Source organism: uncultured Campylobacter sp. (assembly GCF_938002845.1).
Classification (GTDB): domain Bacteria; phylum Campylobacterota; class Campylobacteria; order Campylobacterales; family Campylobacteraceae; genus Campylobacter_B.
Window position 1 is genome coordinate 53,639 of the sequence record NZ_CALKZP010000047.1, and the last position, 24,534, is coordinate 78,172.

The window sequence follows — 24,534 nt, forward strand, 5'->3', positions numbered from 1 at the left end:
CAAAAGCTAATGCAGAGGCAAAGTGCTGCAAAAACTCAATCTCTCATTTATCGTTGCGAGCTATGAATTTTAAATTTCATTAGAAATTTTACGTGCAGTTTTGATAAACGCCTGCGCTAGATGGTTTAGACGTTTGCCTTTTTTATAGGCAATTATCAGCGTATTATCAAGCTCGCGCGCGCCTACGTCAAAGAGCTTTATCCTGCTTGCCTTATCCTCTTTTATCATCTGCGGTATGCTAAAGCACGCTCCTGCGCCGCTTGCGACGATAGCATTGGCGATGTCGAAAGTCTCCGTGCGACACAGCACTTTCGGCACAAATCCCGCAGCGGTAAAGAACGCATCTATCTGCTCGGCACTTCTTAGGCTTTGATTAGGCAGGATGAATCTTTCCTCTTTTAAGCGCGAAATGTCAATTTTAGGAACAGATTCGTTTTTAAACTCAAGCGAGAGCGGATGGGTGGAGCTTAGAGCGACATAGGTTTTTTGCGTTAGAATTTTAACCCCGTCAAGCCCGCTCATATCGATAGGAAGTATCAGCATACCGACATCAAGATCGCCCTGAAGTAGCGTTTCACGAATGCTAAGCGCAGAAGAAAATTGCGTGATTTGTAGATCCGAATCCTTAAATTTCTTGCAAAACATCGGCAGTAGCGACGGTAGGAGATTATAGCCGTTTTGCGAAAAACCGATGCGAATTTTATCATTTTTTACGCCGCTTATTTCAGAGATATCGCTTTTTAGGTCGTTTATGGCGTCAAAAATGACTTTTGCTTTACTAGCATAAATTTTTCCCGCGTGCGTAAGCGAAATGGGATTACTCGTGCGGTTAAAAAGCTGCGTTCCAAGCTCGCGTTCCAGTGATAAAATGCTCTGCGATAGCGACGGCTGCGGGATTTTAAGTGCCTCGGCAGCCTTAGTAAAGCTACGGAATTCTGCTACTTTTAATACTAGCTCCATGCGATGCAAATTCATTTAGCCTCTCCAATTGATAATTTAATTCTTATGAAATGATACACTAAATAATATTTGACTTATGTTAAAAATGAAACTAAAATTACGCTTTTAGTTTAGAACTTTAAACTTAAGCTAAGAATTTCTCAAATGGAGAGGAAAATGAGCGAATCAAATTTCAACAGACGCGATTTCTTAAAATCGGCCTGTATCAGCGTCGGCGCGCTTAGCCTTAGCGGCTGTGAGGATACCGACAAGAGTAAAAGCGCAGACGGCGGCAACGAAGGCGGCCTTCCTAGTGTGGACGTACTCGTTATCGGATCGGGAGGCGCGGGTTTGCGCGCAGCCGTGGCGGTAAGAAAGAGTAATCCAAATCTCAGCGTCGTCGTGGCTACGAAGATGATGCCTTCGCGCAACGCGACCTGTATGGCGGAAGGCGGTATCAACGGCGTTACTAGTTTCAGTGGCGGCGATTCGTATAAACTCCACGCCTACGACACCGTAAAGGGCGGCGCATATCTCGTAGATCAGGACGCCGCGATTAAATTTTGTGAGCTTGCGGGCCCTACAATTGCCGAGATGGATTACATCGGCACGCTGTTTTCCAGAAACGCTAGCGGCGGCGTGGATGGCAAAGAAAGCGGCGTCCCGGGCGGCGTAGCACAGCGCTTTATGGGCGGCGCGTCTAAAAAACGATGCAACTACTCCGCCGATAAGACGGGTCATATCTTGATGCACGCCTGTTTTGACGATGCGGTCAGCAACGGCGTGAAATTTTTAATCGATCACGAGTTGCTTGAGATCAGCGCACCTGATGGCAGATGCGAGGGCGTCGTGCTTCGAAATATCCAAACCGGCGATTTTTATCCGGTGCTTTGCAAAGCCTTGGTGATCGCAACGGGCGGATATACGAGGATGTTTTACAACCGCACCTCGGTACCTTATATCGCTACCGGCGACGGTATCGCGGCGGCACTGCGCGCGGGTCTTGGATTTAGCGATCCGGAGATGGTGCAGTTTCATCCGACCGGTATCAAAAGCGGCGGCGCGCTCATTACCGAAGCTGCGCGCGGCGAGGGCGGATATCTGCTCAACAACAAAGGCGAGCGCTTTATGAAAAACTACCACGAAAAGATGGAGCTTGCGCCGCGCGATGTAGTAGCTCGCGCGATCGAAACCGAGATTCGCGAGGGTAGGGGATATGGCGAGGGACTCGGCGCATACGTGCTACTTGACGTAAGACATCTCGGAAAAGATAAAATTTTAAAAGCCCTTCCTAAGATTAGACACACCGCCATTTTGTTTGAGGGTATCGATCTTATTGAACAGCCGATTCCGATTCGTCCGACCGCACACTACTCGATGGGCGGCATCGAAGTGTCTAAATTTGACGATATGAGTACTAAAATTTCGGGGCTTTACACCGCGGGCGAAGCGTCTTGTATTTCGATCCACGGAGCAAACCGCTTGGGTGGAAATTCTTTAACCGATGCAGTCGTAACGGGCAAACTCGCAGGGCTCAGCGCAGCGGATTATGCCGCGAAGCAGGAGAGTTTCGGTGACGGCAAAAGAGCGAGCGAACTCGCGCAAAAATGGCAGGCTAAATTTAAGCAGATCGCAAACGGCTCGGGCAAGGCAAACGAGATGTATGAGTTACGCGAAGAGCTAGGCGCGCAGCTTTGGGACAATATGGGTATCTTTAGAACAGGCGAGAAGCTAGATCTGCTTTCGCAAAATTTAGAGGGCATTAAAGCGCGCTACGACGAGCTGCATGTTGCGGATGCAAATCCGGTTATGAATACCGCATTTACCGACTACGTCGAGCTTGGAAATTTGATCCTGCTTGCGCGCTGTGCGTGTTTGGCTGCACAAAAGAGGCTTGAAAGTCGCGGCGCGCATACCAGAGAGGACTATCCGAAGCGCGACGATAAAAATTTCTTAAAGCACAGTATCGTGACGATGAACGACGCAGGCGAGCTAAGCTTGGGCTACAAAGAGGTCGTCGTTACGGAATTCTCTCTTGACGGAAGGAAACCTCAATGAAATTTATTATAGACCGCTTCGACGGAAGCAAAAATTATAAGCAAGCCTACGAGCTTAGTTTAGAGCAGATCAAAGGAAAGACCCTGCTTGGAGTTTTGCAGTTTATAAAGCAAAATTTAGACATCACTTTAAATTTTACCGCAGCGTGTCGTATGGCGATATGCGGAGCCTGTGCCGTAAGGGTAAACGGACACTCATATCTTGCCTGCGATACCAAGATGGAAGCTCTGCTTGCGGAGTATGAAAACCCTGATAGTTTTACGATCTCGCCGCTAAATAATTTCCGAGTGATTTCGGATCTAGTGGTGGATTGGGAGCCTAGTATCGAGAATTTAAGAAAGATCAAGCCTACTATTACGCCTAAGAAAGAATTTAGCGCCGATAAGGGCTGTAAGCAAAGCCCGGAGCAGATGGAACGAATTAAAAAGCAGTGGGATTGCATACTTTGCGGATGTTGCGCTAGCGAATGCAATAAACTTGGAGCGGACGCGAGCGATTATATGCAGCCCTTTGTTTTCACGCATGCTAACCGCGCCGCGTTTGATTCAAGAAGCAGGGACGCTATGCCTCATCTAAAGCCTGCGGTTCTAAACGGATTATGGCTATGCGTACACTGCCAAGAGTGCGCCGATCGCTGCCCTAAAGGCATAAGCGCTCAAAGCGACATCACCGCACTTCGCGCCTTAGCGATGAAAAAAGGACTTACCGCAGGAAGCGGTCCAGCTCACGCAGAGGCATTCCTGCTAGACATCGTAGAGGGAAGCGGAAGGCTAAACGAGATCAAGCTTGCTTTAAGAAGCGAAGGCGTATTTGCAAATATGGGCAAGATGGACGTAGCGGCAAATTTAATGGCTGCGGGCAAGATGAATCCTCTTCATGCTTTCGGCGGCGAGGAGATCGAGGGACATGCAGGGCTCGTTAAGATGATAGAGGCCGCACGCAAAGCTCAAGCTAGCGGCGAGATAGAATAAGGAGGAGAGGATGAATAACGAATTTGCATTTTTCCCGGGTTGCGTTTTAAGTCAAGCCGCAAAGGAATCTAAAATTTCACTCGAAGCGATCGCTCCGGTGCTGGGTATTAAACTTCACGAGATAAAGGGCTGGAGCTGCTGCGGGGCTAGTCAAGCTCAATGCGTCGATCCTATGGCAAGCTTAGTGGCTAATGCCAGAAACATCGCGCTAGCCGAGGGTATGAATATGCCTCTGCTAACTACCTGCTCCACCTGTATGCTAACTCTAACTAAAGCAAAGCTAGCTTTGGATAAGGGAGCCAAAAGCTATATCAATACCTTTTTAAAAGAGGGCGGTATGCAGTATCAGGGAAGTACCGAGATAACAAGCCTGCTTTGGGTGCTATATCAAAACTTAGACACGTTAAAAGCTAAAGTCACGAGGCCGTTAACAAATTTAAAAGTAGCTCTATTTTACGGCTGTCACTCATTAAGACCGGAGCGCGAGCTTAAAAAAGAAAGCTCGACCAATCCGAAAAGCTTTGAAGCGGTAGTTAGCGCACTTGGTGCTCAGATCGTACCTTTTGAAAAACGCCTTGATTGCTGCGGCTTTCACGCTAGCTATCCTGCGGTAAAATCGGTTCAAAAGATGTCAAGCGAGATCGTAAATGACGCTGCCGAGCACGGAGCGGACGTCGTAGTTACTCCTTGTCCGCTATGTCAGATGCAGCTAGATATCTATCAGGAGCGATACCAAGAAGCGATGAACTCCAAGGCAAGAAAGCCGATCATCCACCTATCCCAGCTTGTGGGCCTTGCTCTTGGGCTAAGCAACGAGCAGCTTGGACTAAACATCAATATCCAAGATGCAACGAGATTGGTAAGCTAGTTTTTGAGAAATTTTTAGAATTTTCTAAAATTTAACGGATGATTTTGCAAAAATACTTCGCTGTGGCGCACACATAGTGCGCCTGGCGAGTATTTCACAAAATCATCCGATCTACGCTTACTTTATTCTAAAATACTTTCCGCTACTATAAAATTCTTGATAAAATTTCACTGCTTCGTAAATTTTAATGTTTCATTTGCTGCGCTAAATTTTAAATCGCCTTTTAAATTTTATAAATTTAAAAATGTCCGAATTTAAATCCTCCGTAACTATTTTATTTTTAAATCAAAAACTTTTTAAGCGGCGAATAAATATAAAATTTTAATTAAATCGGATCAAATTTAAGGTGCATGAATTCTAAATTTTGATAAAATGCTATTTAAAAATATCCTAAATTTCAGGAGGACATTATGGTTGATTTAGCTCAAATTTCGGCTAGACTTGATGCCGTTGAGCGTTTGCCGCGAATAAAAGCGGAGGAAAGCATACAAGAAAGGCTTAAAAGCAAGGGTTTTTCGCGCCGCGATTTTATGAAATGGAGCGGAGCGATGACCGCGATGCTAGGGCTTCCGGCCGCATTTGCGCCGAGCGTGGCGCGAGCGGCGGAGCTTGCGGATCGCTTGCCGGTGATCTGGCTTCATATGGCGGAGTGCACGGGCTGTAGCGAGAGCTTACTTCGCACCGATACGCCTACGATCGACAGTCTCATATTCGATTACATCAGCCTCGAATACCACGAGACGATAATGGCTGCCGCAGGCTGGCAAGCCGAGGAAAATTTAGAGGGCGCGATCGAAAAATATAAGGGGCGCTATATCTTAATGGTAGAGGGCGGAATTCCAAGCGGGAAAAATGAATTTTTCCTAACCGTCGGACCTGAGGGCAAAAGCGGAGCTCAGCACTGCAAAGATGCTGCCGAGGGCGCTGCGGCGATATTTGCTATCGGCACCTGTTCGAGCTTCGGCGGTATCCAAGCCGCGGCTCCGAATCCGACCGGCGCAGTAGGTTTGGACAAAATCATAAGCAAACCCGTCGTCAACATCCCGGGCTGTCCACCTAACGAAAAAAATATCGTAGGTAACGTGCTAAATTTCATCCTTTTCGGCACGCTTCCAAGCCTTGACGTTTACAACCGACCGAAATGGGCTTACGGGCTGCGAATACATGATCTGTGCGAGCGCCGCGGACATTTCGACGCGGGCGAGTTTGTAGAAAGCTTCGGCGATGCGGGCGCAAAGGACGGATATTGCCTTTATAAAGTAGGCTGCAAGGGCCCTTATACATTTAATAACTGCTCGCGCGAGCGCTTCAACTCCCACACTAGCTGGCCGGTACAGGCTGGTCACGGCTGCATAGGCTGCTCGGAACCTGATTTTTGGGATCATATGGGACCTTTTGAGGAGCCTTTGGCGGATCGCCTTTATGAAAGTGTTTTCGGCGGGCTCGGCGCTGATGCTACCGCAGATAAGATAGGTGTCGGAATTTTAGCGATCACGGGTGTTGCGGTAGCGGCACACGCGGCGATTGCGTCATTTAAGAAAGATAAAGGGGAATAATCATGTCGCAAAGAATCGTAATAGATCCGATAACCAGAATAGAGGGACATTTAAGAATAGAGGTCGTGGTAGACGACGAAAACATCGTACGTGAAGCCTATAGTAGCTCCACTTTATGGCGCGGGCTTGAGACCATAGTAAAAAATAGAGATCCGCGCGATGCGGGATTTTTTATGCAAAGAATTTGCGGCGTATGCACCTTCTCGCACTACAAAGCGGGTATCGTCGCGGTAGAAAACGCCCTCGGTATCACTCCGCCGCTAAATGCCTTGCTAACGCGCACACTGATGGCTAATGCGCTATTTTTGCACGATCATCCGGTGCATTTTTATCAACTCCACGGGCTTGATTTCGTAGATGTAGTAAGCGCGCTTAGCGCCGATCCTAAAAAAGCAAGCGAAGAGGCGTTTAAATACTGCGACACCCCTTATGCGTGCGGCGCGGATAAACTAAAAGAGGTGCAAGATCGCGTGGGCGCTTTCGTTAAGAAAGGTGCTTTGGGGCCTTTTGCCAACGCCTACTTCGGTCATCCAACATATAAGCTTAGCCCGGAGCAAAATTTAATCGCTCTTTCGCACTATCTTGAGTGTTTGCGCATTCAGCGCACGGCGGCTCAGATGATGGCGATATTCGGTGCGAAACAGCCTCATCCGCAAAGCCTCACCGTAGGCGGCGTAACCTGCGTGATGGATATCCTAAGCCCTGCAAGACTGGGCGAATATATGTCTAAATTTAAAGAGGTCGCGGACTTCGTAAATCGCGCCTACTATCCTGATCTCGTAATGGCCGCGAAGGCTTACGGCAACGAGCCTAGCGTGCTAAACGATATCGGCGTGGCAAATTTATGGACTCATCAAGAATTTCAGCTTTCAAAGAACGAATGGCTATTTCAAAGCGGCATGATCCTTGACGGCGATATTAGCAAGGTTTTAGAGCTTGATGAGAGCAAGATCACCGAGGAGGCAACGCACGCGTGGTATAAAAACGATGCGGCGCTTCATCCTTACGACGGCGAGCAGGAGCCGAATTATACAGGCCTTAAGGACGGACAGAGCATCGACGCGCACGGCAAAGAAGCGCATACGAAGGTGCTCGATACCCAGGGCAAGTACAGCTGGATCAAGGCTCCGCGCTACGACGGCAAGCCGCTTCAGGTAGGACCGCTTGCAAATATCATGGTAAATTACGCTAAGAAAAACGAGCGCGTCGTAAAGGTCGTGGATCAATTCCTAAAAGACGCCGGCTTGCCGCTTGAGGCGGTGTTTTCGACGCTTGGACGAACGGCGTGCCGTATGATCGAGGCTAAAGTCGTAGCCGATAACGGACTGATCGCACTAGAAAATTTGATCGCAAACATAAAAAGCGGCGATACCGAAACCTGCGCAAAATATGTAATCGATAACTCCAAAGAATACAAAGGTCGCTATATCGGTCATGTGCCACGCGGTGCGCTTAGCCACTGGTGCAGGATCGAAAAGGGCGTCATCAAAAACTGGCAGGCGGTCGTGCCATCTACTTGGAACGCCACTCCGAAGGATAAAGACGGCGCTATGGGTGCTTACGAATCCTGCTTGATCGGACTTAAACTTGCCGATCTTTCCAAGCCGCTAGAGATTATCCGCCGCATCCACTCTTTCGATCCTTGCATCGCCTGCGCCGTGCACGTAATGGACGCTAAAGGAGCGGAGCTCGGCTGCTATAGGGTAGATCCCAGCAAAGGATAAACGATGAAAAAAAGATTTGCGGAATACGAGTTCTCCATCGGTCTTAGGCTCACGCACTGGCTGCGCGCGCTTTGCATTACGATTTTGGTGATTACCGGATATTACATCGCCTTCGTTTTCACCGCGCCCGAGGTGAGTCCCGAGCCGGTGCTTTTTATGCAGGCTAAATTTAGATTCGTGCATCTGATCTTCGGCTTTGCGATGATCGGCGCGGCGATCTTTAAAACCTATCTTTTCTTCTTCGATAAAAAGAGCAGAAAAGAGCTTTTAAGCATCAAGGATTTTTTTAGCCCGCGCGTCTGGATCGCTCAGATCAAATACTATATCTTTTTGGGCGAGCACCCGCATCTTCGCGGCGTTTATAACCCATTGCAGTTCATATCATATCTGGGCTTTTATCTAGTGCTATTCGTGATCTGCCTAACCGGAATGATTCTATACGTTCACGTCTATCACGAAGGGTTAGGCGGCGCGCTATACGGTCTCTTACGCCCGCTGGAAGCTGCGATGGGCGGTCTAAGCGAAGTTCGAATGATTCACCATCTTTGCATGAATATCATCATAATCTTCGTGCCGATCCACGTCTATATGGCGGTCTTTAACGCCGTTAAGGGCAGGGACGGTGCGATGGATGCGATCGTAAGCGGCTATAAATTTAAAAAGGAAGAGCACGCTTGAGGGTGCTGGTACTGGGTATCGGCAACGTCATCTACGCGGACGAGGGCATAGGCGTGCACTTCGTCCGCGCGCTCGCGCAGAACTATAAATTTTATCCTAAAACCGCCGCACGAAATTCTATGGCGGGCGAGGATTTCGCGGCGCAGAATTTCATGCAAAATTCCGCCCAAGTCTCTGCAATACAAAATTCTACCTCGCAAAATTCCACAGAGCGCGACCCCTTGCAAAATTCTGCGAATGAAAATTTTATCTCCGAGCGGAATTCCGCGGCAGTGAATTCTCTCCGAAATTCTACGGCGGTAAATTTAGATCGAAATTCCGCCGCACAAATTTCCACGGCGCAAAATTTCGCTTTAAATTCTACTTCGCAAAATTCCATCATAAATTCCGCAGCGCAAAGCTCTATCAATGCGGACTTTATCGCCGTAAATTCAGCCACGCCGAGCAGTAGCACGGATCAGATCCGATTTATCGACGGCGGGACTCTGGCTAGCTTTTTGATGCCTACGATGGCGGAATTTGATGAAATTTTGCTCGTAGATTGTATAGACGCGGACGGCGCAAAGGGCGGCGAAGTGTATTTTTTCGACTACGAGGCGATGCCTAAGCAGATCAGCTGGAGCGGTTCGGTACACGAGGTCGAAATGCTTCAAACCCTGCAAATGATGGATCTTTGCGGCGATCTGCCTCACGTTAAAATTCTAGCTGTCGTGCCGCGGCGCATCGAGGAAGCAAGCTTTAAGCTAAGTTCCGTGATTTTAGAGTCCTCAAAAATCATGGAAAAAACGGCGCTTAAGTACCTATCGGATCTTGGCTTCGCGCATGAAAAAATCGCCAATCTTAGCGCCCAAGACATCGCGGATCGATTTGCAAAAAGGGGGCGAGATGATAATAGCATATGAGTTTAATTACCTTAATGAAAACGCGCTCATAGCGCACTTCTTGCTGTTTTATGCTCGCAAAAGCGCACTTGAGTTTTGCCTAAAAAAAGAGGCGAGCTTAATAAGCCTTTTCGTGCGTGGCGGCGAGGATGAAATTTTAAAATTTAGCGATGAGGCGATGCCGCTGATTCCAAACTCCATATTTTTGGCAAAATCCTCCGTGCGCGTGGTGGACGAGGGCAGCGCCGAAGCGAAAGCGCTGAAATTTAACGGCACATTTGAAGATACCTCCTCGGGCGATATAAGCAAATTTTTTGAGGATGAAATTTCAAATGCCCATAGCGCGGCTAAATTTAATAATTTTACCCCGCGAGTGATGAAGGAATACCTCGCTCACGCCGAGCCCTCTCAAAACGAATTCGAAATAATAAGCGGCGCCAGCGTACTTCATGACGGCAAATTTAAAGCGGTAAACAGGGAGAATTTTGCTCGCTTACTGGAGTTTTGCCGCATAAACTTATTTCATGCTCAGAAGGTGCAGATTAAGCGCGGCGGCGCAACTTTCACGCTCAAGGCGGACGTGGATTTTAGCGCCGATTTTTTGATAGCCGCGGGGGTGGGCGCGCTGGATGGGATTTTTGTGAGCGACGAAAAGAGTAAAATCGCGCTCGCAGCCTTCGAAAAGCCACTCATAAGCCTAAAAACCAATGCGATCTTTAGAAAAAACCACGAGGACGCGCCTAAATTTTTTGACGTAAAGCTTGCGGGCGACATATTCGTGTTTGCGCTGGGACGCGCTTTGGCAAGCGACGGGATCTATTTTTTAAGCGCAAAATGCGAAAGCGCGGCGCAGAAAGATAAAATTTTTAAGGTCGCGCCGCTGCAAAACGGCTTTTTGATCGTGCAAAACGAGGATTTTTTAAGCGACGCCGCAAGCTCTTATCTGAAAAACTCAAACGACAAAAACTCCGCTCTTTTTGCGCTTACGTGCCGCGAGAAGGGGGTTTTGAATGATTCCAAAAAACGCGTTTTGCGCTGCTTTTTGGGCGTGGGCACGGACGACGAGATCGCAATTTACGGCGAAAGCTCTAAAAAAATTCTGCTTAAATTTAATCTGCCGCGCAGCTTCGACGAGCTTAAGGCGCAAATTTGCGCGGACGAAACGGGCGCGAAGCTGCTTGAAAATTTCAGCGCCAAATTTAGCGTAAACGTCGCAAAAATCGATGAAATTTTAAAAAGTGCAAACGCGGGATTTCACACCATCTTTAGCGTCGCCGCACAGCTTATCTGGGGGCGCGATGCGGCGTTTTTGATAGCGGCTGCGGAGGATTTTGCGGGCGGCAAAGGGGTGCGACTCGATTTTTGCACTGATGAGCGCGGCTGCGTGCAAGCGGATAAAATTTTGCGCTCGGCGATGAGCTATGCACTCGCAGGCGCCAATGAAAAGCTGTTTGCGTTCGGATTTTTCGATAGTTTGGGCTATTTTTTAAGCGATCTGGCGGATGAGCGCAAAGAGGATTTTGACGTTTTGATCTTCGGTGGCGCGATGTTTAGCGGGCGCAAGTTCGCAGATTTAATGCTTAAGCTTTGCAAAAATTTTGACGCGAGCTTTAGCGACAGCTTCGCGCTTCAAGCTCGCTAGATCGGGTGTATATGCGAATTTTCGGCAAAGTTTCAAAACCTTATCCGCAAAACAGCAAGTTGCGCGGGCATTGCAGTGCCGATAGCCGCGCCATACGGGCTAAATTTAACGCAGATGAGATCGCGCGAAATTTTAAAAAAGCGGCAAGGGGCGCGAGCGTGAAGGAACGAATTTTATTAAATTTAGAGCACATTTTGCAGCGTCCGGAACGCTTTGTCCGCCCGCCGCGAGCGCAACTTGCTTGCAAAATAGCTCCTGCGGCGCGCAATTTATGAAAGCATGTGTATGAAAGCGGCTAAATTTGAGGTTTTCGGAGCGGTGCAGGGGGTCGGGTTTCGCCCGTTCGTCTACAAGCTCGCCGTGGATTTGGGGCTAAAAGGCGAAGTTTATAACGACGGCGAGGGCGTTAAAATCATCGTTTGCACAGACCTTTCCGAGCCGCAAAAAGGCTCGATTGATAAAAATTCCGCCCCTTTAAATTTAGATGAGACGAATTCTAACGAAATTCAAGCGCAGAAAATATCGCCATCGGCTGCTCGGTCTTTCAATTCTGCCGAGTCGGATACTAACAAGGCCGCGAACTCATCACAAAATTTTGCAAGTCCAAATTTAAACGAGAGCTCCTTCTCGCCGCAGAGTACGCCGAGCTTGCCGCATAATTTGACGAGCGATTCGCAAGCCACAGCGAGCGAGAAATTTTTACCAAACTTATTCGAGACCAATCTAAACGAGCAGGGCTCCATTTTTCCCGCTTCGTCGGATCAAAATTCCGTCGTGCAAAATTCGTCGCAGCAGCGTGGTATATCACAGAATGAATCGTTGCAAGGCTTGCAAAATATTAAGCGCGACTTGCAAGGCGCGAAGGGGAATTTGCAGGACTTTAAACACGATTCACAAAGTGTCGAGCAATATCTGCGCGAAGAAGAAATTTTAAAAATTTTCGAACAACGCCTTCACAGCGAGACGCCGCCGCTTTGTCGTATCGATAAAATTATCCGCACCGATCTAAATACGCAAGATTTTACGCAGAATTTTACTGATTTTAAGATCACGCAATCCAAGGAGGGGCGTAAATTTAACCCAATTTTGCCCGATTTTGCGATCTGCGATCAGTGTAAAAAAGAGTTTTACGACCCGCAAAATCCACGCTTCCACTATCCTTTTATCAACTGCACCGATTGCGGCCCGCGCCTTAGCATCATCGCCGCGCTGCCGTATGACCGCGCAAACACCACGATGAGGGAGTTTGAGATGTGCGAGTTCTGCCGCGGCGAATACACGGACCCGCTTACGCGCCGCTATCACGCCGAGCCGATCTCCTGCCCGCACTGCGGCCCGCAGCTGTTTTTATGCGGCGCGCGCGGTGAAATTTTATCAAGCGGCGAGGATGCGGTAGCGCGCACGGCAGAGTTTTTGCAGCGCGGGCAGATCGGCGCGATCAAGGGGATGGGCGGCTTTCACATCGTCTGCGATGCGACGAATGAGCGCACAGTACGGATGCTGCGAACGCTCAAAAAACGCCCGAGCAAGCCTTTTGCAATCATGTGTCGTGATGCAGCGCAAGTAGGGCGCGCAGCAATTTTAAGCGCGGAGGAAGAGGCGCTGATAGACTGTAACGTCAAGCCGATCGTGATTTTAAAAAAGCGTGAGTTTGTTTGGCGCACAGAGGCGGGCTTTGCGGCGGATTTCGGTACGCAAAATTTAAAGGCGCAAAGCAAAAATCCTATGTCGCCGAAATTTACTGGCGAGCAAGAGAATTCGGCGCAAGGGCGGGGCTCTGCGTTACAAAATTTACGCAATTCCTCGGCGCAAAATTTTAGCACGCAAGGCGCTGAGAATTACACGGAGCAGGGCGAATTACAGAGTGCACAAATTTTCAGTAAAACGACGCACCGTAATTTCGCCTGCGATACGCTAGCAGCAGACGATTTGCAGAGCGCTACAAACGAGCTAGAGCGCGCATACGATGGGTCTGATTTGCAGTGCGCGGCTAAAAATTTGAGCTCGCTGCAAGCAGAAGGTGGGCTAGAGCTACGACATACAACCAATAATTTAAATTTGCAACCCGCAGTGGATAGCCAAGACTCGCGATGCGCGGCGAATGAGCCTGATTCTCGGCTTGCGCCGGACGAGTCTATTTCGCAAAATTCGGCGAATATTCAGGGTTTGCGACATGTTGAGGATGGAGTAGACTTGCAGCGTGCGACGTGCGAGCCGAGTCCGGAACAGACGATAAATTCGGAAGGCTCATGCTCTGCGCAGGCGTGTGTGGCGGAGGCGCATGGCGCATGTTCCGCTAACAGGGGCAATTTCGTGCGTTTACCTGCGAGCTTTTCGGCGATTTTTAAGGCGGGTGCGATTTTTATCGCTCCAAGCGTGGCGCCAAATCTTAATAAAATCGGCATTTTCCTAGCCAACACCGGCGTGCATCTACTGCTTTTTGAATATTTTGCTCGCCCGATCGTCGCCACAAGCGCGAATATTAGCGGCGAGCCCATTATTTTCAGCAGCGAGGAACTGCGCGCGAAGCTGGGCGGCGTCATCTCGTTTTACCTGGATAACGACCGCGAAATTTTAACGCCGAGCGACGATAGTATCACGTTTTTACAGGAAATTAAAAAAGAAGCTGCAAGCGCGAATGCAAACGATCACACGCACGATATATACACGCTTGAGACCCAGGCTCACAGCGAGAATATGGCGCAAGATTTTGAAGCACCGCATGCTATGTCGCTTCCTTCGATCGATACGAAGTCCGATTTGAACGTGATTATAAAGCGGCAGCTGAATGAAAATACGTCAAACTCGAAAAGCGATGATCTGAAACGGGCAAATTCCAAGCAAGGCTCGAAGCGTGATCCGAGTGAAGGTCTGCAAAGCTCGCAAGTAGCCGTTTGCGAGCTAAAAAATTCGCAGAATTTATCCAAAAAAGCAAAAAACGAGCAAGAAAGCGCCGCACTAGGTAGCATCTGCGATGCGGCGGCAGCCGATGAAAGCGCCGATGCGGCGATAGATAGTTGTGACACGCTCTCGGATGACGGGCACAACGTCGTGGCATCAAACGATGAACGCGACGGTGCATCTTTAAATTTTAAAAACGGCGTGGCATTGATTGATATGAAGCGCCGCAGCCCCGAGAACGCGAAAAATTTCAAAAAAGCAAAAGGCGAGCAGGGCGCGTCAACATTGAGCGATAAATTTGGCGCCGCACCTTCAAATTTAAAAAGCGACGTAGCGGCGTCAAGCGAAGTCATGCATAATATCGCAGTCCTGGATAGCGAGCGCTTTGCGACTTCAAATAGTAAGCGAGGCGCGACCCTAGGCAGCCAGGACACAACATTAAATTTTAAAAACGGCGTCGCAGCGTTAAATTTCAAAAGCGCGAACGATCAAGCGAGCGGAATTTTAAATCGCGCGCTGTTTTTGCGAACATCTCGCGGAATGAATCCAAAAATTTTCCCTAGCAAATTCCACGCGAAAGGCACTTTCCTGGCGCTCGGAGCGGAGCTTAAAAATCAGTTTGCGATCTATAAAGACGGGCAAATTTTCATCTCGCCCTACATCGGCGATCTTAAAAATGTCGCCACGAATGAGCGATTTTTCGCGCTTTTGGATATGTTCGTGCGCGCCTACGAGCTGAAATTCGACGCCGTCATCGCGGATCTGCACCCGCAGTTTTCGCATACGCGATTTTTCGAGCAGCGCGGATACCCAGTGGTGCGCTACCAGCACCATTTCGCGCATCTGGTGTCGAATCTGGCGCAAAATGAGCTGCTAAGCAGCGGCAAAAAATACCTCGGCTTTTGCTTTGACGGCACCGGCTACGGTACGGACGGCACGATCTGGGGCGGCGAGGTGATGGTCTTTGATCCGCGCGGCTACCGTCGCGTGGCGAAATTTGACGAGATCGCGCTTATAGGCGGCGAAAATGCGATCAAAAATATCTACAAACTTGCGCTTGCGCTCGTGTTTAAATTTAACGCAAAGGGCACCGCGCGCGAGTTTTTGACAAAATTTAGCGCGAGCGAAGTGGCAAATTTGGAAAAAATCGCGCCGCGTGCCGTCCGCTCAAGCTCGCTAGGGCGGCTATTCGACGCGTTTGCAGCGGTTATTTGCGATCTACGAGCCGTAAGCTTCGACGGCGAGGCTGGTATGCGGCTAGAAAACCTCTATATCGAAGGTTGCGAGCAGAGCTATAAATTTAGGCTGAAAAAAGCAGGCGAAAATTTTATCCAAAATGCGCCGTATTCCGCTTCGCAGCAGCGCAGCGCCGATTATTTGCGGTATAAAACAGGGTGCGAAGCGGAGCAGGGCGGTTTGAATGCGCAAAATAATAGCGGCGCCAAAAACAGCTGCGTGTTACGAGGCGATTTTAAAAAGCTCGCGGACGATGCGGCAAGCAAAGACTGGCCTGAGCGGGCGGCTCGAAACATCGCAGGCAGCGGTGAAAAGAATGCAAACGCCGCCGCAAATTCTATAAAGCAAGCATCCGCCCTAAATTTAATAAATTCTGAAAGCAAAAACGTCGTCGATGCGGATCATAATCCGCAAAACGAAGCTTGCGCGCCAAGCCTTGAGGGCGAATGCTACGTGATTGATTACGAAGAGGCGTTTTTGCAGGCTTTGAGCGATGAGCCGCGCTTGGCCGCGACGAAATTTATAAACGGCTTGGCAAACTTCATCGCGGAGTTTGCAGAGAGCTTTGGGCTCGAGGTCGTGCTAAGCGGCGGAGTCTTTCAAAACGCGACGCTTCTAAATCTCACGTGCGAAAAGCTGCGCGAACGAGGGGTAAAATTTCATCTAAACCGTGCCGTTTCTTGCAACGACAGCGGTATCGCATACGGGCAGCTCGCGGCGTATCTAAGCGAGATTTCGCGCTAAGCTCGTCCATAAAAAACGCGACTATCGCGCTAAGCCGACTCGGTAAAATTTTATCAGTATCATCTCGCCGATAAATTTGATTGAGCTCTGCGCTATGCTCGCACTTTGCGATACGCTACGGGCGATAAATACGCCGCAGATAGCTTCTCGAAAATCGCAAAATCAGCAAAAATTTACGTCTTGTCGCCTGATATCACATCCGAAACGTTAAATTTTGAAATTTAAACAATGCGCTTCCGCCGCCGCTTGAGCGTCACGGCGCGCCGCCGTGGCGATCGATGTAAAATTCCATCGCAGCGCGTGGCTAGATACTGCATAAATCCTAAGCCAAGGCGCTATTTGGCGCCCGCCTCTTTAAAATTTGGACACAAAATCGCGATGCGATAGAATTTAAAACAATATAGCGCCGATAAAATTTCATCGCGCTAGCACTAAAATATAACGCGAAATCGCGAGCAAAATTTCAAAATACGCACGATGCCTTGGAGCTTTAAATTTTAAAGAATAAGCCAAATTAGCGCGAAATTCTTACTATTTGAGCGGAATTTCGGTAAAATTACGTTCAAAATACGCGAAATAGGGGGAGCTATGAAAAAAGAGGAAAAAGAAAGCGCCGTAAGATTTAGCATTTCGCTGCCGACGAAGCTTTTTGAGGATCTCGATGAGATGGTGCGCGCCAAGCAATACCTAAGCCGTAGCGAGTTTATCCGCGATCTCATACGCGAAAAGATGGTCGAGGGCGTACTTCACGGAGATGGCGAGGATGACTGCGTGGGCGTGCTTTGCATCGCTTACGATCATCACCAAAGCGATCTGATCGAGCAGCTCGTAGAGATCGAGCACCACGCAAATGTCACCATCATCAGCACCAGCCACTTTCACATCGACGAGCGCCACTGCTTCGAGGAGATCACGATGCGGGATAAAATTTCAAAAATCGAGCGGCTCAGCGCCAAAATCGGCGCGCTAAAAGGGGTGAAATTTTCCAAGCTCGTAAATGCGGTCATCACCGAAGCGTAGGGCTTTTGCACGTTTTTAAAAAACAGCGCGTCGTGCTAAATTTATGCGCCTTTAAATTTAAACGCAGCTGCGGCACGACTTTTGCGAGTTGTGCATCGCGATTCTCGATCGAGTAGCGAATTCGGGCGGCGCGGCTGCGCGGCGCGACAAATAAAATTTGTTTAAATTTTATGCGGCATTACGCGGCAAACGAAAGCGCAAATTTTATAAATTTTAATCAAAAGCGCTCTTGTCGCGGGTTGAAATTTACGCACTGGCGCGAGATCGGTACAGCTAGCGACTAAATTTTATAAGGAGCCGCGCTTTCATGCCGTATTTGTAAAGCCGAGCTAGTGTAAAATCGATATGAAAACGGCTGCCGCGATGATGTTCGCCACGCCGTAGAGCACGCGCGAGATTGTAGAGCGCCGGTAAAATCAGCTCGCAAGCCCTGAATTTCGCGCTTCTATCTACGGCGACTTTTTATTGTTTTGAGCCGCTGCAAAGCCGCGCAAGCCCTAAATTTACGCCGTGCGACTTGCAGTCTGCGAGCAGGCGATAAAATTTAGAAGCAGCGTCTTTGCTCGCTAGCTTTAAAATTTGCGGCAGCCTTCATAAACAACGCATGAAATTTAGATAAAACTAAAGCACGTAAATTTCAAGCCCGTTAAATTTCATAAAATTTCGCGCTTCGATATAAAATTTATCAAATTTACGCCATTTAAAGCAAAAACGTGGTATTTTACGCGCAAAATTTATTTTCCAAGGATAAAAAATGTGTAAAGATTGCGGCTGTTCAGTAGGCCATACTCATGACGCTCATTCACACGAGCATGTCCACACCCACGCGAACGGCACCGTCCACTCCCACGCTCATATGCACGAGGCGGGGATCGATCATGAGCACGACGCGCACGATCACATCCACGCAAATGCGGCTATTAGCGACGCCAAGACGATTGAGGTGATGAGTAAAATTTTAAGCGCCAACGACGAGGAGGCCGCTCACAACAGAGCTCATTTTGACGAGGATAAAATTTTATGCTTAAATTTGATGAGTAGCCCCGGTAGCGGCAAGACGACGCTGCTTGAGGCGACTATTAAAAGCGGCAAATTTAAAATCGGCGTCATCGAGGGCGACCTGGAGACTAACCGCGATGCCGATCGTATCATAAAAGCGGGCGCGCAGGCCCATCAGATCAGCACCGGCGAGACCTGCCATCTGGACGCCTTTATGGTTCACGAGGGGCTTCATCATATCGATACTAAAAATTTGGATCTGGTTTTCATAGAAAACGTCGGAAACCTCGTCTGCCCTGCGGCATTCGACGTAGGCGCGCACCTGAACGTAGTGCTTCTAAGCGTGCCCGAGGGCAGCGACAAAATCGCAAAATACCCGGTAATATTTCGCCGCGCAGACTGCGTCGTAATCACTAAAACCGCGCTGCTACCGCATTTTGACTTCGATATGGAGGAGGTGGTGCGCGAAGTGCACAAACTCAATCCGAAAGCCGACGTCATCGCGCTTGATAGCAAAAGCGGAGAGGGCGTGGAGAAATGGCTGAAATTCCTACAATACAAGAAGGAATTTCGTTAATGTGTCTTTCAATCCCTTCAAAAATCATCTCGATCGACGAAAATAATTTCGCGACCGTGGAGACTCTGGGCGTGCGCCGCGGCGTGAGCTTGGATCTGCTTCCCGAGCCAGCGACCGTCGGAGAGTATGTGCTGATTCACGTGGGCTTTGCGATGGAAAAGATCGATACGCAGCGAGCAAAGGAAAGTATCGAAATTTACGAGCAGATCGCAAAGCAGATGAGGACGGAAGAGGGCTCCGTGTACGAAAGCATAGAGCCGCGAGCGGGCACAGAGAATTAAAGCGGCTTGTAAACCCGTAAAATTTAAGGTAAATAATGGATCTAATCAAGGATTTTAGGGATAAAGAGCTGATTTTAGCACTTAGCAAGCTTATAATTTCTAAAAGCAAAAAGCCGCTAAACATTATGGAGATTTGCGGCGGACACACGCACTCGATCATGAAATTCGGCCTTCCGAGCCTGGTCGGCAAAAATATAAAATTTATCCACGGCCCAGGCTGTCCGGTGTGCGTGATGCCGCGCAGTCGCATCGATGAGGCGATCAAGCTCGCCGCGATGCCGCAGAGTATTTTTTGCACTCTAGCAGACATGCTGCGCGTGCCGGGCTCTCGCACCAGCTTGCAAAAATTGCGCGGAGAAGGACACGACATCAGAGCGCTTTATAGCCCGCTTGATTGCATAAAGATCGCGCAGGAAAATCCGGAAAAAACGGTGATATTTTTTGCGATCGGCTTTGAGACGACGACGCCGATGAGCGCCGTGCTGATCGATAAAGCGCTAAGCTTGGGGCTAAAAAATCTCTTTTTTCACATCAACCACGTTACGGTGCCCGCGCCCGTGCGAGCGATCTTAGACGACGCCGACGTGCAGATAGACGCGTTTTTGGGGCCTAGCCACGTAAGCGTGATCACCGGCGCGAAGGTCTACGAGAGCATCGCGCGAGGTTACAAAAAACCGATCGCCGTAAGCGGGTTTGAGCCGCTTGATATAATGGCGGGCGTGTTAAATTTGGTGGAACAGCAAAACGCCGGCACATACGAGGTTTTCAACGAATATGAGCGCGTCGTAAAAGAGGGCGGCAACCAAAAAGCGCAAAATTTGATAGATAAATATTTTGAAATTTGCGATTTTCCGTGGCGAGGGCTCGGCGAAATTCCAAAAAGCGGCATGAAGTTGCGTCCCGAGTACGCGGCGCTGGATGCCAGGGTGCAGTTTGATTGCAGCGTACAGAGCGCTCCCGAGAGCAAGGCCTGTATCTGCGGCGAAATTTTACGCGGCAAAAAAAGCCCATATGATTGCAAGGTCTTCGGCAAGCACTGCACGCCGCAAAACCCGATAGGATCGTGCATGGTCTCAAGCGAAGGCGCATGCGCGGCGTATTTTAAATATGGCGACATCAAAAACGCGGGCTAAAATTTTGCGCGCGGTATCCGGCTAGCAGAGCGTAAATTTTAAAAACAAGTCGTACTTTAAAATTTTAACCGAAGCGGAATCGTTGCACTAAATTTGCTTTAAAATTTTGCGCGGCACCGTAGCGGCACGGCTTGTTCGGCTGCAAAAATACGGGCTTATAAATTTAAAACCGAGTGAAAAGGAAAAATTTGAACGAAACTATACTTTTAAGCCACGGCGGCGGCGGCGAGGAGATGAATAGGCTCATCAACGAGACGATCTTTGCGGCGTTTGATAATGAAATTTTACGCGCGAACAACGACAGCGCGATACTAAATTTAAATTTAGACGATTTAAATTTAGACGCCAGGGCGGGTTTTGATCGCGCGGCGAACTCTGCTTTGAATTCGGCGGCTAGTTTCGGCGGCGAGCTGGCTTTCAGCACCGATAGTTTCGTCGTCACACCGCTGTTTTTTAACGGCGGCGACATCGGCAAGATCGCCGTTTGCGGCACCGTCAACGACCTTGCGATGGTGGGCGCCAAGCCGCTGTTTTTAAGCTGCGCACTCATCATCGAGGAGGGGCTTAGCTTAAGCGAGCTGCGACGCATCCTGGACTCGATGGCGAGCACCGCGCGAAGCTGCGGCGTTCGTATCGTTTGCGGAGATACGAAGGTCGTGCCGCGCGGCAAATGCGATAAAATTTTCATCAACACTAGCGGCATCGGCCGTGTTTTGCGATCTGCGCGCATACAAAACATCAAAGCGGGCGCAAAAATCCTTCTTAGCGGCGACATCGGGCGGCACGGGGCGGTGATACTCGCGGCGCGCGACGAGATCGCGCTAAGTAGCGAGCTGCAAAGCGACTGCAAACCGCTTTGCGCTGCGGTCGAAAAGCTGATCTTGCAAGGCGTGAAAATCCAGGCGATGCGAGATGCGACGCGCGGCGGGCTTAGCGCGGTTTTGAACGAATTTGCAAGCTCTAGCAGGCTTGAATTTTTAGTGCGCGAAGAGGATATTAAAATCAGTGACGAAGTGGTGGGCGTGTGCGAGCTGCTGGGTTTTGAGCCTTACGAGCTCGCAAACGAAGGCACGTTCGTAGCAATCGTAGAAGATGATGCCGAGGCGGATAGGGCGCTTGAGATACTGCGCGAATTTGACGCAAATGCCGCAATCATCGGTGAGGTGCGCGAAGTAGGGCGCGGCGGAGGCGAATTTGAGGGTACTTTGACGCCGAAGCTTAGCGCACAGGGCGAATTTACGGGCGCGAGCAACGCGGGCGCGGTATCAGAAAATAGGGCGGAGCAATTTCAAACTCCGCATGCGGCAAAAGGGCGAGTGATTTTGCAAAATGCCTACGGCTCTCAGCGATTTTTGGAACTTCCGAAAGGCGAACTGCTGCCGCGGATTTGTTAAATTTGCGTGCAAATTTGGCAAATTTAAGCCTAAATTTTAGGCGTATTTTTAAATTTACAACAAAATTTCGTATAAAATACGGCGCGGCCGTAAAATTTAGAGGGAAAAATGCATGAACTATCGATCGTAGCGGATCTTGTGGCGCTATGTGAAAAGGCGCTAAACGCCGAAATAGCAAAGAAAAAAGGCGCGGCCGAGCAGGGCGATAAAAATCGCTGTAACATCGCCAATACCGCCAATGAAAATACGGATTTCGCAAATACCGATATAGGCGCTAAGAATACCAAAAATACGAGTATTGCGGATACGGACTCGAACGACAAAAACGGCGATTTTGCTGAAAACTTTGATGCAAATCCGCAGGCACCTTACGATACATTTATTTCTAAAAGTCCGCAGATAAGGGAACTACACGTAAAAATAGGGCGACTAAGCGGCGTGGAAGCGCATTATTTGCAAAACTGCTACGAAGTCTTTCGCGCAGGCACCGTCTGCGAAAATGCGGATCTCATCATCCATACCCAAGAAATCGTCGTAAAATGCAAAAACTGCGGTTTTAGCGGAGATTTGGCGCAGAACGACTTTTCTTGCCCGCGCTGCAAAAGCTCCGAAATCAGCGTAATCGACGGCGAGGATATGTATCTAATGCGCCTGGTTATTGAATAGAAGAGAGCGTTTTCTGGGCGCAAAACTTTCCATATTTTAAATTTAACTCCTTGCTATAAGCAAAATTTTATTTCTGACCAATTTAGATATTTATCTCCTATTTCATTCTTGCAAAAACATATCTCGTCCTGTTGATTTCATTTGAAGTCACGCTAAATCTATATTTATAAAAAGTTCTTCCAAATAAGCGCCGAATGAATCAAAAATACATGAAATTATTCATATAATTATACGTGAATTTCGTATTGAATTTTTACTTGAAAATTATAGTTTTCAATATAAAATATCTAAAACTATGGGGATTTTGGCGCTTTTCAACACTAATTATCGTATATCGTCTAAAGAACCCAAAAGATTAAATGTAAATTTTCTATCATTAGGTTTTATATTCTGCCTTACTTATCGTTCCATTTAGCTTTTAAATTTAAAGTCAATTGTTCTAGATATAGACACATTGTGCGGGATAAAATAAAAATTTCATAATTTAACTAGCGCAAAAGCTAAATTGCCCTGCTTACTCGCAGATTCCTGATTTGCCCTCTTTTAGAATTTAATCTTTTAGGCAAAATAGATTAATTCCATTGAAATTTTACTTACGCCCTCCCCTTGTATTGCTCTTAGCAAATTTTTTCTTGCGCTCGATGCGAATTTCAAAATTTAGCAATACGCAGTTTCTAAATTTATCTAAATTTCAAACCCCGCAAGTATAATCCGCCATAAAATTTTAAAAATCCAAAGGCAAAAAATGAAGCGTGATACTTTAAACGCCATAAAATTTCGCGGTATAACCTCTAGCGTTTTATCGATTTGCTGTTACCTGATCATTTGGGCTTGTTGCGAGTTCTGGCATGACGTTGAAATAAGCAAATTTTTAGGCGTTGCCGCCGTAATTATTGTCATAATTTTCGCTTCGATGATTTTTAAACTCTCGGCAACCAAAATTATCTCTGATATCTCCGATAGTAAGGTCTTTAGGACGTATTTAATTACCTTTATTGCCCGAGTGCTTTGGACTATCATGGTTATCGCATTTTTATTGTATGCTATAAATATCGCGAGCTCGGAAACTCTCAATTACTTCTTTCATAGCCACAGAGAATCTTTTGTAGATACATTCTATTCTGTTATTAGAACAACTCAAAATATAGGGTTTAGTTATCAAAACGAAGCGATGCTGATTGCCATATGGAGCAATATCTTTCTTGTTGTAATTCCAGTACTTAAAACTATTAATTACGTAGTGTTGATACTAGTGTATTATAAACTAGGCAAAGCTGCTACAAATAAGATTTTTTACTTCTGTGGAGGATTATATTTTATGTATTGGATACTTCTAAATATTATGAATGTATTCGTTAATCTTCCGAAAATAAGCAATGTAACAGCGGTATGTATCATACTTATAGCGATTTTTTTATCTGAAATTTTAGAGCTTATCGCTTGGATTAGGATTAAAGGAATTTCAGGCGCGGAGCTTTGGAATAAAACCTTATGGACGACGCCTACAAAATAAATCAAAAAACCAATCTGAAATTACGCACAAGCCATTTAAAATTTCATAAATTTACTTACGAATTCCATATCGCACCGCGAAATTCTACATGAAATTTATATGCACGATGTAAAATTTTTAAATTCGCCCTACTTTAAAATTTCATCTTTTACCTAAAATTTATCATTAAAAATCTATAATATTTTAAAGTATATTTTCTAAATGCAATCGCTTATAAAGCACGCACGAACGGGCGTATTAAAAAGTATATAATCTAAATTAAAGGATAGAAAAATGAGTAAGCCTCACTCTTTCGCGCTAGCCCTTGCGCTGTGCGCGAGTTCGCTTTTTGCAGACCACGTCGTAACCGATCAGCTAGGCCGAGACGTTACGCTGCCTGATCAGGTTAAGCGCATAGTCGTGCTTCAGCACCAAAGCCTAAACGCGCTCAACGAGCTAAACGCGCTGGATAAGGTTGCCCTCGTGCAGGAGTCGTGGGAAAAGTCGCTCGGCAAAAACTACATCCGCCTAGCGCCGAGCCTAAAAGACATGCCGACCCCGGGCGATCTAAAGGTCATCAACTACGAGGCGGTGCTTTGCTAAAGCCGGGCGTCGTGATCGTCACGAACTACATCCCGCAAGAGTACATCGATAAAATGACGGAACTCAAAATTCCCGTGATCGCCGTTAGCTTTCAGCGCAGCGACGCCGCCGATAAAGGCAAGCTAAATCCGACCTTCAAAGACGACGAGGCGGCCTACACCGAGGGCTTTT

17 protein-coding genes and 4 pseudogenes are annotated in these 24,534 nt (G+C 47.9%); 20 read left to right on the forward strand and 1 reads right to left on the reverse strand.

The features are described from left to right. Positions 1-69: 69 nt before the first annotated feature. Positions 70-960, reverse strand: a complete 891-nt coding sequence (locus Q0224_RS07020) for a LysR family transcriptional regulator (protein ID WP_297950135.1) — start codon at positions 958-960, stop codon at positions 70-72. Between the two features lie 156 nt (positions 961-1,116). On the opposite strand from Q0224_RS07020, the gene sdhA reads away from it, so the two are divergent. The 20 genes and pseudogenes from sdhA (at position 1,117) to Q0224_RS07120 (ending at position 24,363) form a co-directional block, all read left to right on the forward strand. Next, entirely contained in the window at positions 1,117-2,997 is a 1,881-nt protein-coding gene (sdhA, locus tag Q0224_RS07025) for an 8-methylmenaquinol:fumarate reductase flavoprotein subunit (protein WP_297950136.1), read from the forward strand. Beyond that, positions 2,994-3,968 carry an 8-methylmenaquinol:fumarate reductase iron-sulfur subunit gene (gene sdhB / locus Q0224_RS07030; RefSeq protein ID WP_297950137.1) on the forward strand — a complete coding sequence of 325 codons (975 nt, stop codon included), beginning with the start codon at positions 2,994-2,996 and terminating at the stop codon, positions 3,966-3,968. The genes sdhA and sdhB overlap by 4 nt, the downstream gene beginning before the upstream one ends. 10 nt (positions 3,969-3,978) lie before the next feature. After that, the gene (gene sdhE, locus Q0224_RS07035) at positions 3,979-4,836 is read left to right on the forward strand and encodes an 8-methylmenaquinol:fumarate reductase membrane anchor subunit (RefSeq protein ID WP_297950139.1); all 858 of its coding nucleotides are present in this window, start codon (positions 3,979-3,981) and stop codon (positions 4,834-4,836) included. A 410-nt stretch (positions 4,837-5,246) separates the two neighbouring features. Further along, positions 5,247-6,392 carry a hydrogenase small subunit gene (locus Q0224_RS07040; RefSeq protein WP_297950140.1) on the forward strand — a complete coding sequence of 382 codons (1,146 nt, stop codon included), beginning with the start codon at positions 5,247-5,249 and terminating at the stop codon, positions 6,390-6,392. A 2-nt stretch (positions 6,393-6,394) separates the two neighbouring features. Continuing rightward, the gene (locus Q0224_RS07045; protein WP_297950141.1) at positions 6,395-8,116 is read left to right on the forward strand and encodes a nickel-dependent hydrogenase large subunit; all 1,722 of its coding nucleotides are present in this window, start codon (positions 6,395-6,397) and stop codon (positions 8,114-8,116) included. A 3-nt stretch (positions 8,117-8,119) separates the two neighbouring features. After that, positions 8,120-8,794 carry a Ni/Fe-hydrogenase, b-type cytochrome subunit gene (cybH, locus tag Q0224_RS07050; RefSeq protein WP_005870440.1) on the forward strand — a complete coding sequence of 225 codons (675 nt, stop codon included), beginning with the start codon at positions 8,120-8,122 and terminating at the stop codon, positions 8,792-8,794. Then, positions 8,791-8,886, forward strand: a pseudogene (locus Q0224_RS07055) (hydrogenase expression/formation protein); the annotation flags it as partial. The gene cybH and the pseudogene Q0224_RS07055, both read left to right, overlap by 4 nt. 60 nt (positions 8,887-8,946) lie before the next feature. Further along, positions 8,947-9,696 (forward strand): hydrogenase maturation protease, encoded by a 750-nt coding sequence (locus tag Q0224_RS07060; RefSeq protein WP_297950154.1) that lies wholly within the window; start codon positions 8,947-8,949, stop codon positions 9,694-9,696. Further along, a complete protein-coding gene (locus tag Q0224_RS07065) occupies positions 9,680-11,317 on the forward strand; it encodes a hypothetical protein (protein ID WP_297950142.1) in 1,638 nt (545 codons plus the stop codon). The genes Q0224_RS07060 and Q0224_RS07065 overlap by 17 nt, the downstream gene beginning before the upstream one ends. A gap of 285 nt (positions 11,318-11,602) precedes the next feature. Beyond that, positions 11,603-12,952 (forward strand): annotated as a pseudogene (locus Q0224_RS07070) (Sua5/YciO/YrdC/YwlC family protein); the annotation flags it as partial. A gap of 696 nt (positions 12,953-13,648) precedes the next feature. Then, positions 13,649-13,915 (forward strand): annotated as a pseudogene (locus tag Q0224_RS10990) (Sua5/YciO/YrdC/YwlC family protein); the annotation flags it as partial. A gap of 891 nt (positions 13,916-14,806) precedes the next feature. Next, positions 14,807-16,198: pseudogene (locus Q0224_RS07080) on the forward strand (hypothetical protein); the annotation flags it as partial. 588 nt (positions 16,199-16,786) lie between these two features. Further along, positions 16,787-17,218: a nickel-responsive transcriptional regulator NikR gene (gene nikR, locus Q0224_RS07085; RefSeq protein WP_297950143.1), complete on the forward strand. Its 432-nt coding sequence runs from the start codon at positions 16,787-16,789 to the stop codon at positions 17,216-17,218. Positions 17,219-17,972: 754 nt separating this feature from the next. Continuing rightward, positions 17,973-18,794, forward strand: coding sequence for a hydrogenase nickel incorporation protein HypB (gene hypB / locus Q0224_RS07090; RefSeq protein ID WP_297950145.1), 822 nt, complete (start codon positions 17,973-17,975; stop codon positions 18,792-18,794). Further along, positions 18,794-19,075, forward strand: a complete 282-nt coding sequence (locus Q0224_RS07095; RefSeq protein WP_297950146.1) for a HypC/HybG/HupF family hydrogenase formation chaperone — start codon at positions 18,794-18,796, stop codon at positions 19,073-19,075. Before hypB ends, Q0224_RS07095 begins: the two co-directional genes overlap by 1 nt. Positions 19,076-19,110: 35 nt before the next feature. Then, complete coding sequence (gene hypD, locus Q0224_RS07100; protein WP_297950147.1) at positions 19,111-20,208, forward strand: hydrogenase formation protein HypD; 1,098 nt, start codon at positions 19,111-19,113, stop codon at positions 20,206-20,208. A 188-nt stretch (positions 20,209-20,396) separates the two neighbouring features. Next, positions 20,397-21,602 (forward strand): hydrogenase expression/formation protein HypE, encoded by a 1,206-nt coding sequence (hypE, locus tag Q0224_RS07105; protein WP_297950148.1) that lies wholly within the window; start codon positions 20,397-20,399, stop codon positions 21,600-21,602. A 108-nt stretch (positions 21,603-21,710) separates the two neighbouring features. Beyond that, positions 21,711-22,268, forward strand: coding sequence for a hydrogenase maturation nickel metallochaperone HypA (locus Q0224_RS07110; protein ID WP_297950149.1), 558 nt, complete (start codon positions 21,711-21,713; stop codon positions 22,266-22,268). A gap of 745 nt (positions 22,269-23,013) precedes the next feature. Continuing rightward, the gene (locus tag Q0224_RS07115) at positions 23,014-23,781 is read left to right on the forward strand and encodes a hypothetical protein (RefSeq protein ID WP_297950150.1); all 768 of its coding nucleotides are present in this window, start codon (positions 23,014-23,016) and stop codon (positions 23,779-23,781) included. 273 nt (positions 23,782-24,054) lie between these two features. After that, positions 24,055-24,363, forward strand: coding sequence for a hypothetical protein (locus tag Q0224_RS07120; RefSeq protein WP_297950151.1), 309 nt, complete (start codon positions 24,055-24,057; stop codon positions 24,361-24,363). Positions 24,364-24,534: the final 171 nt, after the last annotated feature.

Coding starts and splice junctions, on each gene's coding strand:
- Q0224_RS07045 (WP_297950141.1), top strand. CDS start 6,395: ATGTCGCAAAGAATCGTAATAGATCCGATAACCAGAATAGAGGGACAT.
- hypD (WP_297950147.1), top strand. CDS start 19,111: ATGGATCTAATCAAGGATTTTAGGGATAAAGAGCTGATTTTAGCACTT.
- sdhE (WP_297950139.1), top strand. CDS start 3,979: ATGAATAACGAATTTGCATTTTTCCCGGGTTGCGTTTTAAGTCAAGCC.
- nikR (WP_297950143.1), top strand. CDS start 16,787: ATGAAAAAAGAGGAAAAAGAAAGCGCCGTAAGATTTAGCATTTCGCTG.
- Q0224_RS07020 (WP_297950135.1), bottom strand. CDS start 960: ATGGAGCTAGTATTAAAAGTAGCAGAATTCCGTAGCTTTACTAAGGCT.
- cybH (WP_005870440.1), top strand. CDS start 8,120: ATGAAAAAAAGATTTGCGGAATACGAGTTCTCCATCGGTCTTAGGCTC.
- Q0224_RS07120 (WP_297950151.1), top strand. CDS start 24,055: ATGAGTAAGCCTCACTCTTTCGCGCTAGCCCTTGCGCTGTGCGCGAGT.
- Q0224_RS07115 (WP_297950150.1), top strand. CDS start 23,014: ATGAAGCGTGATACTTTAAACGCCATAAAATTTCGCGGTATAACCTCT.
- sdhA (WP_297950136.1), top strand. CDS start 1,117: ATGAGCGAATCAAATTTCAACAGACGCGATTTCTTAAAATCGGCCTGT.
- sdhB (WP_297950137.1), top strand. CDS start 2,994: ATGAAATTTATTATAGACCGCTTCGACGGAAGCAAAAATTATAAGCAA.
- Q0224_RS07110 (WP_297950149.1), top strand. CDS start 21,711: ATGCATGAACTATCGATCGTAGCGGATCTTGTGGCGCTATGTGAAAAG.
- Q0224_RS07040 (WP_297950140.1), top strand. CDS start 5,247: ATGGTTGATTTAGCTCAAATTTCGGCTAGACTTGATGCCGTTGAGCGT.
- Q0224_RS07060 (WP_297950154.1), top strand. CDS start 8,947: ATGCAAAATTCCGCCCAAGTCTCTGCAATACAAAATTCTACCTCGCAA.
- Q0224_RS07095 (WP_297950146.1), top strand. CDS start 18,794: ATGTGTCTTTCAATCCCTTCAAAAATCATCTCGATCGACGAAAATAAT.
- hypB (WP_297950145.1), top strand. CDS start 17,973: ATGTGTAAAGATTGCGGCTGTTCAGTAGGCCATACTCATGACGCTCAT.
- Q0224_RS07065 (WP_297950142.1), top strand. CDS start 9,680: ATGATAATAGCATATGAGTTTAATTACCTTAATGAAAACGCGCTCATA.